Source organism: Fontibacillus forbon, assembly GCF_046559655.1.
Taxonomy (GTDB): Bacteria; Bacillota; Bacilli; order Paenibacillales; family Paenibacillaceae; genus Fontibacillus.
Window position 1 is genome coordinate 78,728 of the sequence record NZ_JBKGFV010000005.1, and the last position, 13,521, is coordinate 92,248.

11 protein-coding genes and 1 riboswitch are annotated in these 13,521 nt (G+C 55.7%); all 11 genes read left to right on the top strand.

The window, feature by feature from the left end; translation table 11 throughout:
- The first annotated feature begins 113 nt into the window (after positions 1-113).
- Positions 114-215: riboswitch (purine riboswitch) on the top strand.
- A 341-nt stretch (positions 216-556) separates the two neighbouring features.
- Entirely contained in the window at positions 557-1,063 is a 507-nt protein-coding gene (gene purE / locus ACLB09_RS19270) for a 5-(carboxyamino)imidazole ribonucleotide mutase (RefSeq protein WP_410771479.1), read from the top strand.
- Positions 1,060-2,298 carry a 5-(carboxyamino)imidazole ribonucleotide synthase gene (gene purK / locus ACLB09_RS19275; protein ID WP_410771480.1) on the top strand — a complete coding sequence of 413 codons (1,239 nt, stop codon included), beginning with the start codon at positions 1,060-1,062 and terminating at the stop codon, positions 2,296-2,298. Before purE ends, purK begins: the two co-directional genes overlap by 4 nt.
- Entirely contained in the window at positions 2,295-3,596 is a 1,302-nt protein-coding gene (purB, locus tag ACLB09_RS19280; protein ID WP_410771481.1) for an adenylosuccinate lyase, read from the top strand. The genes purK and purB overlap by 4 nt, the downstream gene beginning before the upstream one ends.
- A 231-nt stretch (positions 3,597-3,827) precedes the next feature.
- A complete protein-coding gene (locus ACLB09_RS19285; protein ID WP_410771482.1) occupies positions 3,828-4,727 on the top strand; it encodes a phosphoribosylaminoimidazolesuccinocarboxamide synthase in 900 nt (299 codons plus the stop codon).
- Positions 4,728-4,789: 62 nt separating this feature from the next.
- A complete protein-coding gene (purS, locus tag ACLB09_RS19290; RefSeq protein WP_410771483.1) occupies positions 4,790-5,035 on the top strand; it encodes a phosphoribosylformylglycinamidine synthase subunit PurS in 246 nt (81 codons plus the stop codon).
- 3 nt (positions 5,036-5,038) lie between these two features.
- Positions 5,039-5,728: a phosphoribosylformylglycinamidine synthase subunit PurQ gene (gene purQ, locus ACLB09_RS19295; RefSeq protein ID WP_410771484.1), complete on the top strand. Its 690-nt coding sequence runs from the start codon at positions 5,039-5,041 to the stop codon at positions 5,726-5,728.
- The gene (purL, locus tag ACLB09_RS19300; protein WP_410771485.1) at positions 5,706-7,949 is read left to right on the top strand and encodes a phosphoribosylformylglycinamidine synthase subunit PurL; all 2,244 of its coding nucleotides are present in this window, start codon (positions 5,706-5,708) and stop codon (positions 7,947-7,949) included. Before purQ ends, purL begins: the two co-directional genes overlap by 23 nt.
- Positions 7,934-9,412 (top strand): amidophosphoribosyltransferase, encoded by a 1,479-nt coding sequence (gene purF / locus ACLB09_RS19305; protein ID WP_410771486.1) that lies wholly within the window; start codon positions 7,934-7,936, stop codon positions 9,410-9,412. The genes purL and purF overlap by 16 nt, the downstream gene beginning before the upstream one ends.
- Positions 9,413-10,109: 697 nt before the next feature.
- Positions 10,110-11,153 (top strand): phosphoribosylformylglycinamidine cyclo-ligase, encoded by a 1,044-nt coding sequence (gene purM / locus ACLB09_RS19310; protein WP_410771487.1) that lies wholly within the window; start codon positions 10,110-10,112, stop codon positions 11,151-11,153.
- Positions 11,153-11,776, top strand: coding sequence for a phosphoribosylglycinamide formyltransferase (gene purN, locus ACLB09_RS19315; RefSeq protein WP_410771488.1), 624 nt, complete (start codon positions 11,153-11,155; stop codon positions 11,774-11,776). Before purM ends, purN begins: the two co-directional genes overlap by 1 nt.
- A 91-nt stretch (positions 11,777-11,867) precedes the next feature.
- Positions 11,868-13,415 carry a bifunctional phosphoribosylaminoimidazolecarboxamide formyltransferase/IMP cyclohydrolase gene (gene purH, locus ACLB09_RS19320; RefSeq protein ID WP_410771489.1) on the top strand — a complete coding sequence of 516 codons (1,548 nt, stop codon included), beginning with the start codon at positions 11,868-11,870 and terminating at the stop codon, positions 13,413-13,415.
- Positions 13,416-13,521 lie beyond the last annotated feature (106 nt).

The window sequence follows — 13,521 nt, forward strand, 5'->3', positions numbered from 1 at the left end:
CATGAGCTAAAGACGAACATTCGGATTTGGCATTATTTTAATGTTCGTGTTTTAGTTGACATCCTTTGTCCGGGATTGGTACACTAGAGGAGAACGGCGGGAAACCGCAATATCAGTTGAATAGTTAGTTATCTCGTATAAAGCCGGGGATAAGGCCCGGAAGTTTCTACCTGAGAACCGTAAATTTTCGGACTACGAGTGAATACGTCATTTTGAGTGCAGGTTAAAAGTCAGGACTTGCGGCACTAAGCATAGATGACTTTTAAACATCCATTTCAAGATAAGTTGCTCCACGCGGACACCTTATTTGACGATGACCCCAGTGAGTGAAAGTTTTGGGGGATCGCAGGTCGAAGCGGCAACGGCGCGTTCACACCCGGGTCCGGATCTTTGAAAATACATGTTATTTTCATGGTGTCCCGGACTTTTTTTTATTGGAACGAAGGAAGCAAATTGCAACGTATTACGCCGCTTAACGGCGGCTGTGGAGTTACTTGTTTGCCCGGGCCGGGATAGTTTCCGGAACGCGATTAAATATAGAAAGTGGGTTTTATCAATGTCAGCACAGGTTGCGGTAATCATGGGGAGCAAATCGGACTGGGAGACGATGTCCCACGCATGCGCGGTATTGGAGGAACTGGAAGTCCCTTATGAAAAACAGGTGGTGTCGGCTCATCGCACGCCCGATCTCATGTTTGAATTTGCGGAAAACGCGGCCGGACGCGGGCTGAAGGTCATTATCGCCGGCGCCGGGGGAGCGGCTCATTTGCCCGGCATGGTTGCAGCGAAAACCGTACTTCCGGTCATTGGCGTTCCGGTCAAATCGGCGGCGTTGAACGGCCTGGATTCGTTGCTCTCGATTGTGCAGATGCCAGGAGGCATCCCGGTGGCGACTGTGGCGATCGGCAAAGCGGGTGCGATTAACGCCGGATTGCTGGCGGCTCAGATGCTGGGCGCGTTCGATTCGAAGCTGGCCGTCCGGTTGCAGGAGCGCCGCGACAACTTGCGCGACGCGGTGCTGAAAAGTAGCAGCGAGCTGGTGCTCGGAGCGGAGGGACAATGAGCGCGGCAGAACGGCGGAATGGGCCTGGCATTGGCGGGGGCGCTCCGAAGAAAGAGGCCCCGGTGATTGCTCCGGGCTCCACGATCGGCGTGCTCGGCGGCGGCCAGCTAGGCCGGATGATGGCTTTGGCCGGTAGCAACCTCGGCTACCGCTTCATCGCGCTGGATCCGACGCAGGAGTCGCCGTGCGGACAAGTCGCGGATCAGATCGTTGCGGGATATGCCGACAAGGAGGCAGCCCGGGCACTGGCGGAGCGTGCGGATGTCATCACGTACGAGTTCGAGAACGTGGACGCCGGTGTGGCCGCGCTGCTGGAGGAGCAGTCGTACGTGCCGCAAGGCAGCCGCCTGCTTTATACGACTCAGCACCGGCTGCGCGAGAAGCGTGCGGTCGAGGCGGCTGGCGTGAAGGTGGCGCCGTATGCGGAGATCGGCAGCGAGGCGGACCTGCGGGCCGCCGTGTCCAGGCTGGGCCTGCCGGCCGTGTTGAAAACGGCAACCGGCGGTTATGACGGCAAGGGCCAATGGGTCCTCCGGTCTGAAGGCGAGATCGGCCCGGCCTATGCCGAGTTGAGCCGGGCTGGGACGGAGCTGGTGCTGGAGCAGTTCGTTCCGTTCGTGAAGGAACTGTCGGTCATCGCGGCCCGCAGCCCGCGCGGCGAAATCGTCACGTTCCCGGTTGCGGAGAACATTCATGTGGATAACATACTGCATGTGTCCATCGTTCCGGCCCGGGTGGACGAAGCGGTGCAAAGGGAAGCGGAGCGGCTGGGTGCCCGGATCGCCGAATCGATGGAAGCGGTCGGACTGCTTGCGGTGGAGATGTTTTTGACGGAAGACGGCAAGCTGTACGTCAATGAATTGGCGCCGCGCCCGCATAATTCGGGCCACTACACGATGGAGGCGTGCGCCACCTCGCAGTTTGAACAGCATGTGCGGGCGGTATGCAATCTTCCGTTGGGCGAAACGTCGCTGCGGACGCCGGTCGTGATGGTCAATGTGCTCGGCGAGCATATGGAGGCGGTGACGGAAGCCGTGGCAAGCGGCGATTGGTTTGGCGGGACGGAATCTTCGGCAATGACTGGATTTAACGTGATCCCGAAAGTACACTTATATGGAAAGAACGGCTCGGCCCCCAAACGCAAAATGGGGCATATTAATTTACTGTGCGGGGATGTACGGGACGGACTGGATTTTATACAGCAAACCAAGATTTGGAGGAATCAAGACTCATGATCGAACGTTACAGCAGACCGGAAATGAGAGCCATTTGGACCGAGGAGAACAAGTTCAAAGCCTGGCTCGAAGTTGAAATTTGCGCATGCGAAGCTTGGGCGGAACTGGGCATTATTCCAAAGGAAGACGTAGCGCTGCTGCGGCAAAACGCGACTTTTGACATCGACCGGATTTATGAAATCGAACAGGAAACCCGCCACGACGTTATCGCGTTTACGCGGGCCGTATCGGAGAGCCTGGGAGCGGAGCGGAAGTGGGTGCATTACGGCCTGACTTCGACCGATGTCGTAGATACGGCGCTGGGTTACTTGCTGAGACAAGCGAATGAAATTCTGGAAAAAGATATCGTGAACTTTATCGAAATACTACGCGACAAAGCGCTGGCTTATAAAGATACGCCGATGATGGGACGCACGCACGGGGTACATGCGGAACCGACCACCTTCGGGCTCAAAATGGCGCTCTGGCACGAAGAAATGAAACGCAATCTGGAGCGTTTCCGCCGCGCGGCGGACAATGTGCAGTACGGCAAAATCTCCGGCGCGGTCGGCACCTACGCAAACATCGATCCGTTCGTCGAGGAGTTCGTTTGCGCCAAGCTCGGCACAAGCCCGGCGCCGATTTCCACGCAAACGCTGCAGCGTGACCGCCATGCGGAATACATGGCGACGCTGGCGCTGATCGCCACGTCGCTCGATAAGTTCGCGACCGAGATCCGCGCCTTGCAAAAGAGCGAATTCCGCGAGGTGGAAGAAGCTTTCGCGAAGGGGCAGAAGGGTTCGTCCGCAATGCCTCACAAACGCAACCCGATCGGTTGCGAGAACATCTCCGGCCTCTCCCGCGTCATCCGCGGCCATATGATCTCGGCTTACGAAGATGTGCCGTTGTGGCATGAGCGCGACATTTCGCACTCCTCGGTGGAGCGCATTATCTTGCCGGATGCGACGATGTTGCTGAATTACATGCTGAACCGCTTCGGCAATATCGTGAAAAATCTGACGGTGTTCCCGGAAAACATGAAGCGCAATATGGGACGTACGTTCGGCGTACCGTTCTCCGGCCGCCTCTTGACGAAGCTGATCGATAAAGGCTTCAGCCGCGAGCAGGCTTACGATACCGTACAGCCGCGCGCGATGCAGGCTTGGGAGACTCAGCGCCAATTCCGCGATATCGTCGAAGAGACGCCGGAAATCACCTCGGTACTGAGCAAGGAAGAAATCGACGACGCTTTTAACCCGGCATGGCATTTGAAGCATGTCGATACGATTTTCCGCAAGCTGGGATTGGTTGAAAAGTAGGAGCGCGAGGACAGCCTGAATCGGGGGGATTGCTATGGATCCCCTCCTCGGCCGTCCGGCTCTGTGTTTTTGAAATAGCGATAAAAAATATCGTTATTTTGCCCGATGCAGCGTTTTTGATCGGCGTTAGGCCCAAACGGCCGTTAAGTTGAGAAAAGGCTTGAAGTAGGGATATTTTTTACCGTTATCTCTTGAACTTATGGGAGAAGAAGGAGACAGGAGGAAGCGAACATGTCAACACCGGCAATTTCCACGGCGGCCGAACTGATCCAGGCTCCGTTGCTTTACAAAGGCAAGGTCCGGGAACTCTACGATCTGGGGGAATATTATTTGATCGTGGTGACGGATCGAATCTCCGCATTCGATTACGTGCTGGAACCGGCCGTACCCGACAAGGGCAATGTGCTGAATCGGCTCAGCGCGTATTGGTTCGAGCAGACCCGGGATTTGATGGACAATCACGTGATTAATACGGATGTTGAACGACTTGGCGATATCGTGCCGAAAGAGCATCGGGACGCGCTTAGAAACCGGGTTATGGTGACCCGCAAAGCGCAGCGGATCGATATCGAATGCGTCGTCCGCGGATACGTCACCGGGGGAGGCTGGCGCCAGTATGAGAGCAGCGGCGAAATCAACGGGATCAAGCTGCCGGAAGGACTCCGCAAGAACAGCAAGCTGGAGCGGCCGATTTTCACCCCGGCGGCCAAAAACGATGTCGGACACGACGAAGATATTTCGTTCGCGGCGATGTCGGAGCTGGTAGGCGCGGATTTGGCCGAACAGCTTCGCGACCGAAGCTTGGAGCTGTACGGCTTCGCCCGTGATTACTGCGAGAAACGCGGCATTATTTTGGCGGATTGCAAACTGGAATTTGGCCTGATTGACGATAAACTGATCCTGATCGACGAGATTTTTACGCCGGATGCTTCCCGCTTCTGGGCAAAAGAAAACTATGCGCTCGATATCGAAATCGATAGCATGGACAAAGAACCGGTTCGGACTTATCTGGCCGGTTCGGATTGGGACAAGAACAGCCAGCCTGATCCGCTGCCAACGCAAGTGGTCGAGGAAACAACCCGGCGTTACCGTGAAATTTTTAGCCGGTTGACCGGCCAGGAACTTAAGTAATCTTTTGTATTAATCATTCGCGGCATCGCCGCTCAATCCAACACTAGGAGGAACACGAGGAAATGATGAAAGCTCGCGTTTATGTCACCATCAAGCAAAGTGTACTTGATCCGCAGGGGGTTGCCGTACAAGGCGCGCTGCATTCCATGGGTTTCAGGGAAGTGGACAGCGTCCGGATCGGCAAGTATATGGAAATTCAGTTGGATACCAACGACCGTTTCGAGGCGGAAGCCCGTATCAAGGCGATGTGCGAAAAGCTGCTTGCCAATACGGTGGTAGAAGATTACCGCTTTGAATTGGAGGGCTGATATATGAAATTCGCAGTACTCGTATTTCCCGGTTCCAACTGTGATATCGACTGCTATAAAGCGGTGGAAGATACGATCGGGGAGCCTGTCGACTACGTGTGGCACACGGCCACGGATCTTTCCGCTTATGATTGCATTCTCGTTCCTGGCGGTTTCTCTTATGGCGATTATCTCCGCTGCGGCGCCATTTCCCGGTTTGCTCCGGTCATGGCGGAAGTCGCGAAAGCCGCAGAGCAAGGCAAATATGTGCTTGGCATCTGTAACGGATTCCAGATTTTGACCGAAGCCGGACTGTTGCCGGGTACGCTGCGGCGCAATATGTCGCTGAAGTTCCGCTGCCACGATACCGTGCTTCGCGTAGAAAACAACGGCAATCCGTTTACGACGCAATACGCTGCGGGGGAAGAGATTACGATTCCGATCGCGCATGGCGAAGGCAACTATTATTGCGATGAAGCCACGCTCTCCCAATTGAAGAAAAATAACCAGATTATTTTTAAATACGTGAATAATCCGAACGGGTCGGTCGATGATATCGCCGGCATCTCCAACGAACGCGGCAACGTGGTCGGAATGATGCCCCACCCGGAACGTGCGGTGGATAGCCTGCTTGGCTCGGATGATGGCAAAAAGATGTTTACTTCGATATTAAAGGCATGGAGGGATCGGCATGAGTCAGCAAGTGTCCGCTAAAGAACCGAATGCGGAGCAAATCGCAGAACAGCAAATTTACAAACAGATGGGCGTTTCGGATAGCGAGTATGAACTGATCTGCGGATTCCTCGGCCGGAAACCGAACTATACGGAAATCGGCGTGTTCAGCGTAATGTGGTCCGAGCACTGCGCTTACAAAAACTCCAAACCGCTGCTGCGCCGTTTTCCTACCAGCGGCCCCCGCGTATTGATGGGTCCAGGTGAAGGTGCGGGGATCGTCGATATCGGCGACAACCAGGCGGTTGTATTTAAAATTGAAAGTCACAATCACCCTTCGGCGGTAGAGCCTTATCAAGGCGCAGCGACGGGCGTGGGCGGCATTATCCGTGATATTTTTTCCATGGGTGCTAGACCGGTCGCTTTGTTAAACTCTTTGCGGTTTGGCAAATTGGAGAGCGAGCGCGTGAAGTATTTATTCGAGCATGTCGTTTCCGGTATCGCCGGTTACGGCAACTGTATCGGTATCCCGACGGTAGGCGGCGAGGTTGTGTTCGACGACAGCTATGACGGCAACCCGCTGGTTAATGCGATGTGCGTCGGGCTGATCGATCACGATAAAATCCAACGCGGCGTCGCTAAAGGCGTAGGTAACCCGGTATTCTATGTTGGTCCGCCGACGGGCCGCGACGGTATTCATGGCGCGACGTTCGCTTCGGAAGAACTGACCGAGGAATCGGAAGCTAAACGGACGGCAGTGCAGGTCGGCGATCCGTTCATGGAGAAGCTCGTCATGGAAGCTTGCCTCGAACTGATCGACACGGGCATCGTGCTCGGCATTCAGGACATGGGCGCGGCCGGGCTTACTTGCTCCAGCGCCGAGATGGCGAGCAAAGCGGGCAACGGGCTTGAGTTGTACCTGGATCAGGTGCCGCAACGCGAAGAGGGCATGACGGCTTATGAAATGATGCTGTCCGAATCCCAGGAGCGGATGCTGTTCGTCGTCGAGCCGAAGGATGAGGCGCAGGCGATGGAGATTTTCGAACGTTGGGGCGTCATTTGCTCTAAGGTCGGTAAAGTGACGGACGATGGCCGCCTGAAGCTGTTCCATCATGGCGAAATCGTAGGCGATATGCCGGTAACGGCGCTGGTCGACGAGTGCCCGATTTATGAAAAACCGTCCGCTGTACCAACTTATTACGAGCAAAACGCGGCCGTGGATACATTGCGTTACGCGGAGGTCTCCGACCTTGGGGAAGCGCTCGAAAAAGTGCTGGCATCGCCTTCGGTGGCGAGCAAAGCCTGGGTTTACGACCAGTATGACTACATGGTCCGCACCAGCACGGCGGTTCGTCCGGGCTCGGATGCTGCGGTCGTAACGATTCGCGGGACCCGTAAGGGCCTGGCGATGACGACGGATTGCAACGGACGATTCGTCTATCTGGATCCGGAAGTAGGCGGCAAGATCGCGGTCAGCGAAGCGGCGCGTAATATCGTTTGTTCGGGTGCGGAGCCGCTGGCGATTACGGACAACCTGAACTTCGGAAGTCCGGAGAAGCCGGAAATCTTCTGGCAGATGGAGCGGGCGGTCGACGGCATGGCGGAAGCTTGCCGCGTGCTGGACGCGCCGGTTATCGGCGGCAACGTCAGCCTGTACAACGAGAATGCCAAAGGCGCAATTTATCCGACGCCGGTCGTCGGGATGGTCGGACTGGTACACGATACCGACCATATTACGACGCAGGGCTTCAAAGCCGAAGGTGACGTCATCCTGCTGCTCGGCGAGACGCGTGGCGAGCTTGGGGGCAGCGAATTCCAGGCAACCGTGCATGGCGTGACGGAAGGACGCCCGCCGCAGTTGGATCTGGCGGTGGAGAAGAAGCTGCTGGATGCCGTTCTTGGCGCAATCCAAAACGGGCTGGTTGCTTCCGCGCACGACTTGTCGGAAGGCGGTTTGGCGGCAGCGCTGGCGGAATCTTGCATTAGCGGCGGCCTGGGCGCCATTGTCGAGTTTGATTCCACGCTGCGTCCCGATGTGGCCTTGTTCAGCGAATCACAGTCCCGGATCCTGCTTTCCGCCTCTGCGGAACAAGCGGAGAAACTGCAGGATTTCATCGCTTCGCGCGGTGTTCCGGTACAAAGAATCGGACGGGTGGCAGGCGAGAACCTTGTCATTCACGTAGGCGGAGTTTCCGCCCTGAACAGACCGGTGGAGGGACTCAAGCGGGTCTGGGAGGACACCATTCCATGTCTGATGAAATAATACCGCAAGGGCTTTGGACAGGCGATTATTATAACGAAGGCACGGGACGAAGCGATATATTCGATACCTTAAAAGAAGAGTGCGGCGTGTTCGGCGTATTCGGCCATGGGGAGGCCGCCTCTCTTTCCTACTACGGGCTGCATGCTTTGCAGCACCGGGGGGAGGAGAGCGCCGGGCTGTGCGTAACGGACGGGAAGTCGTTCAACTACCACCGCGGCATGGGGCTGGTCAAAGAGGTGTTTGACCGCGACAAGCTGGCCTCGCTGGCCGGGAACCGATCCATCGGCCATGTGCGGTATTCGACGAGCGGCGACAGCCGCTTGACCAATGCGCAGCCGTTGATCTTCAAATACCGCGACGGCGACCTGGCGGTGGCGACGAACGGTAATATCGTGAACGCGCCGAAAATCCGCCGCGAGCTGGAGCAAAGCGGCTCGATCTTTCAGACGACGAGCGACACGGAGGTGATCGCGCATTTGATCGCGCGGTCGCCGAAGGATTTCGTCGAAGCGGCGAAGGACGCGCTCCGGCAGCTTGTCGGCGGCTTTGCCTTCCTGCTGCTGACGAACGACAAGCTGCTCGTCGCCAGCGATCCGAACGGCTTGCGTCCTTTGACGATGGGACGGCTGGGCGACGCCTATCTGTTCTCGTCCGAAACATGCGCGTTCGAGGTGGTCGGCGCGGAGACGATCCGCGACATCAAGCCGGGCGAGATGCTGGTGCTTGATGAGAACGGGCTACGGGAAGACCGGTATACCGAGCCCGAACGCAAAGCGCTGTGCGCGATGGAGTACATTTATTTCTCCCGTCCCGACAGCGATCTAAACGGGTCGAACTTGCATGCCTCGCGCAAGCGGATGGGGCAGGTCATGGCGCAGGAGTCGTTCGTGGACGCCGATGTGGTCACCGGCGTGCCCGACTCCAGCATCTCGGCCGCCATCGGCTACGCGGAGCAGACCGGCATCCCTTACGAGCTCGGTCTGATCAAAAACAAATACACCGGCCGGACGTTCATCCAGCCGAGCCAGGAGCTGCGCGAGCAGGGCGTGAAGATGAAGCTGAGCGCCGTCCGCCGCGTGGTGGAAGGCAAGCGCGTCGTCATGATCGACGACTCGATCGTCCGCGGCACGACGTCGCGGCGCATCGTCAATCTGCTGCGCGAAGCCGGGGCGACCGAGGTGCATGTGCGCATCACCTCGCCGCCGTTCAAGAACCCGTGCTTCTACGGGATCGATACGCCGGATCGGGGCGAATTGATCGCCTCGTCCAAAACGGTCGATGAAATCCGCCGGGAGATTAATGCGGATTCGCTGCAGTTTTTGACGCCGGAGGGCCTGGTCCGAGCCGTTGGTGGCGACAATCGGGACGACTATAAAGGCGGCCTGTGCATGGCCTGCTTCGACAACGATTACCCGACCCGGACCGATTTCGACGGCGAAGAGAAATTCGGCTGCACCTGCTGATTTTTCACGACATTTGTATTTCATGGGATGAAATAATGCCGGGTCTCGGGCCGGAAGTCACGGATTTGGACCCGTCTGGACGGAGCAAAGAGGTGGCTCCGGAGTTGAATCAGCGTTCGATGACTGAGCTGGCTCAGGATAGATGAATGTTCGGAAACAGGAGTAGAGAGATAAGTTCGGAGTTAGTGCCGGGGTTCGGCAACTGAGCCAGGTTCAGAAGATAGAGTAGAGTTGCGGACAAAGGCAGAGTAAATAAGTATGGTGTGAGTAACAGAAATCGGCGGCATAGCTAAGTTCAAGGTAGAGTAATTTTTTTCTTTCGAGCGCATCGAGTAATGCCTGAAGCCAAGTTAGTGCCCAAATGTGGATGTCATCTGAAAATTAACTGTATTTTCTCCAGCTAATTTTCCCGGTTTTGACCGTTATTCTTAAATAGCTGGATTTTCTCCAGTTAATTTCGGGTTTTTTGGCCAAGAGGGAGCTTTTCGAGCAAAATAGCTGGAGGTTTTCCAGTTAATTTGCATGATGAAGCGTTTATCGAGAATTTACCTGTAGGTTTTACAGTTAAATTGAATTGATGCCATAAGAAGCGATTCGGTACTGTTTGATGTAAAACGACGGTTCCGTGCAATTCAACAAGTACGGCTGCAAGTGTTGGGCGTGTTCAATAAATCCATTTTGAGGAGTGTGTCCTTACGTGTCTGAAGCTTACAAAAACGCCGGTGTGGATATCGCGGCAGGCAATGAAGCGGTAGAGCGGATGAAGAAGCACGTCAAACGGACGTTCCGTCCGGAGGTTATGACGGATTTGGGCGGTTTCGGGGCTTTGTTCGGGCTGAACAAAGACAAATATGAGGAGCCGGTGCTGGTGTCGGGAACCGACGGCGTAGGCACGAAGCTGAAGATCGCGTTCGCGATGGATAAGCACGATACGATCGGAATCGACGCGGTCGCGATGTGCGTGAACGACATTGTCGTTCAAGGGGCGGAACCGCTGTTCTTCCTCGATTATCTGGCTTGCGATAAAGTGGTGCCCGAGAAGATCGAGTCGATCGTGGCCGGGATTGCCGAAGGATGCCATGAATCGGGCTGTGCCCTGATCGGTGGCGAAACGGCGGAAATGCCGGGCATGTACAGCGAAGGCGAATATGACATCGCCGGGTTTACGGTCGGCGTGGTCGACAAGAGCAAAATCGTCAACGGCAGCACGATCGCAGCCGGCGACACGGTGATCGGCCTGGCGTCGAGCGGCGTGCACAGCAACGGCTTCTCGCTGGTGCGGAAGCTGCTGCTGGAGCAAGCCGGTTACGGCTTGCACGACAGTCTGCCGGAACTCGGCGGCGACAAGCTCGGCGAGGTGCTGCTGACGCCGACCAAGCTGTATGTGAAGCCGGTGCTCAGCCTGCTGGAACAGGTTAAGGTCAAAGGGATGGCTCACATTACCGGCGGCGGATTCATCGAGAACATTCCGCGCGTTCTGCCGGAGGGAGTAAACGTCGAAATCGACTATGGCTCATGGCCGATTTTGCCGATCTTTTCGCTGCTACAGCAAAAGGGCAACGTCAGCAACCGGGATATGTTTACGACGTTCAATATGGGCATCGGCCTTGTCATCGTCGTATCGGAACAGGAGGCCGAGGCTTCCTTGGCAGCCCTTCGCGCCGTGGGAGAAACGCCTTATGTGATCGGAAAGGTAACTTCCGGCGAAGGCATCGTTACGTTTAAGGGAGCGGAAGTGTAATGGCGTCGTCTTCCTCATACCGGATCGCGGTGTTTGCTTCCGGCCAGGGAACCAATTTTCAAGCGCTGTTGGAGTCCTCGCGAGCAGGCGAACTTGGCTCCGCGGAAATTGTCCTGTTAGTTTGCGACAAGCCGCAGGCTCCGGTGGTAGAGCGCGCACGGCAAGCGGGCATAGATACTTTTCTTTTTACGCCTAAGGCGTATGCCCGTCGTGAAGATTACGAAGCGGAAATTGTCGCGGAGCTCGAAAAACATGAGGTAGATCTCATTGTGCTTGCAGGATATATGAGGCTCCTTACGTCGGTTCTGGTGGAACCTTATGCGGGGAGAATGATCAACATTCATCCCTCGCTGCTTCCGGCGTTTCCGGGCAAAGATGCGATCGGACAGGCATGGGAATACGGCGTGAAGGTAACCGGCGTTACCGTGCATCTGGTGGACGGAGGCATGGATACGGGCGCGGTTGTGGCGCAAGCGGCGGTTCCTTTGCTGCCGGATGATAATATTCAGACACTGGAAGACAGAATCCATCAAGCGGAAAAAGAGCTGTACCCGCAAGTCGTGTCGTGGTTTGCAAGCGGCCGAATTACGGTGGAAGGCAGAAAAGTCACTGTACGACAGTAAAATGCGTCTTTTTCAGCCGGACAGATGAGGTTTCGATATTTCCCGAGAAATATCGGGGTCAGGATTACTCAATTTAAAGGAGGAGCGAATCGTGGGAATCAAAAGAGCGCTCGTTAGCGTATCTGACAAAACAGGCGTCGTGGAGTTTTGCCGTGAATTGTCACAGTTGGGTGTGGAGATTATTTCGACAGGAGGCACCAAGAACCTGTTGTCGAAGGAGGGAGTTCCTGTCATCGGGATTTCCGATGTGACGGGTTTTCCGGAAATTCTGGACGGTCGTGTCAAAACGCTCCACCCTGCCGTTCACAGCGGCTTGCTCGCCGTACGTGACAGCGCGGAGCATCAGGCTCAAATGAAGGAACTGGGGCTGGATTACATCGATCTGGTCGTCGTAAATCTATATCCGTTCCAGGAGACGATCGCCAAGCCGGATGTTACGTATGAAGATGCGATCGAGAACATCGACATCGGCGGGCCGACCATGCTGCGTTCGGCGGCCAAGAACCACGCTTTTGTCAGCGTAGTTGTCGATTCTGCCGATTACGGCGCCGTTCTGGAGGAGGTCCGCGCAGGCGGAGACACATCCCTGGAAACGCGCAAGCGGTTGGCAGCCAAAGTATTCCGTCATACCTCGGCCTACGACGCGCTGATCTCCGATTATTTGTCGAACGTGACCGGAGATCCGCTGCCTGAGCGTTACACGGTAACCTATGAGAAAATTCAGGACCTCCGTTACGGCGAAAATCCGCATCAAAAAGCGGCATTCTATCGCAAACCGCTGGCTGCAGCGGATACACTGACGACAGCCGAACAGCTTCACGGCAAAGAATTGTCGTACAACAATATCAATGACGCAAATGCGGCGCTGCAAATCGTGAAGGAGTTTGAAGAGCCGGCCGTAGTGGCCGTAAAACATATGAATCCTTGCGGGGTCGGCGTCGGCGAGAGCATCTACGAAGCTTACCGTAAGGCCTACGATGCCGATCCGGTATCGATCTTTGGCGGGATCGTCGCAGCCAACCGGATCATTGACGAAGCAACGGCGATGCTGCTGAAAGAGATTTTCCTTGAAATTATTCTGGCGCCTGGTTTCACGTCGGAAGCCCTGGAAGTGTTGACGAAGAAGAAAAACATTCGCCTGCTCAAGCTTGGCAGTTTGGAGTCGGCAGCCAGCCGGAGCAGCCAGTTTGTCGTCACTTCAATCGAAGGCGGCATGGTCGTTCAGGAAAGCGATGTTCACTCTTTGACCGAAAGCGATCTTCAGGTTGTAACGGATCGTAAACCGACAGAAGAAGAGTTGAAACAACTGCTGTTTGGCTGGAAAGTAGTTAAGCATGTGAAATCCAATGCCATCGTGTTGGCGAAGGATGACATGACGGTTGGCGTCGGGGCCGGTCAAATGAACCGGGTAGGATCGGCGAAGATCGCCATCGAGCAAGCGGGAGACAAATCCAAAGGTAGCGTGCTTGCGTCCGATGCGTTCTTCCCAATGGGAGATACGCTTGAGATCGCCGCTAAGGCGGGGATTACCGCGGTTATTCAGCCGGGCGGTTCCGTTAAAGACGAGGAATCGATCAAAGTGGCCAATGAGTACGGTATTGCCATGGTATTCACCGGCGTAAGACATTTCAAACATTAAGCTAAGGCCTGGACGGCAGGACCGCTGCGGCGGCCCTGCCTTTTTTTTACGAGGTAAAGTTGAGTCGCATGTTGAATGAGCAACATGTTTGAGAAGCTGACCAATT

What these genes read in the sequence shown, in the direction of transcription:
- purE (WP_410771479.1), top strand. Translation starts at nt 557, where the DNA reads ATGTCAGCACAGGTTGCGGTAATCATGGGGAGCAAATCGGACTGGGAG.
- purK (WP_410771480.1), top strand. Translation starts at nt 1,060, where the DNA reads ATGAGCGCGGCAGAACGGCGGAATGGGCCTGGCATTGGCGGGGGCGCT.
- purB (WP_410771481.1), top strand. Translation starts at nt 2,295, where the DNA reads ATGATCGAACGTTACAGCAGACCGGAAATGAGAGCCATTTGGACCGAG.
- ACLB09_RS19285 (WP_410771482.1), top strand. Translation starts at nt 3,828, where the DNA reads ATGTCAACACCGGCAATTTCCACGGCGGCCGAACTGATCCAGGCTCCG.
- purS (WP_410771483.1), top strand. Translation starts at nt 4,790, where the DNA reads ATGATGAAAGCTCGCGTTTATGTCACCATCAAGCAAAGTGTACTTGAT.
- purQ (WP_410771484.1), top strand. Translation starts at nt 5,039, where the DNA reads ATGAAATTCGCAGTACTCGTATTTCCCGGTTCCAACTGTGATATCGAC.
- purL (WP_410771485.1), top strand. Translation starts at nt 5,706, where the DNA reads ATGAGTCAGCAAGTGTCCGCTAAAGAACCGAATGCGGAGCAAATCGCA.
- purF (WP_410771486.1), top strand. Translation starts at nt 7,934, where the DNA reads ATGTCTGATGAAATAATACCGCAAGGGCTTTGGACAGGCGATTATTAT.
- purN (WP_410771488.1), top strand. Translation starts at nt 11,153, where the DNA reads ATGGCGTCGTCTTCCTCATACCGGATCGCGGTGTTTGCTTCCGGCCAG.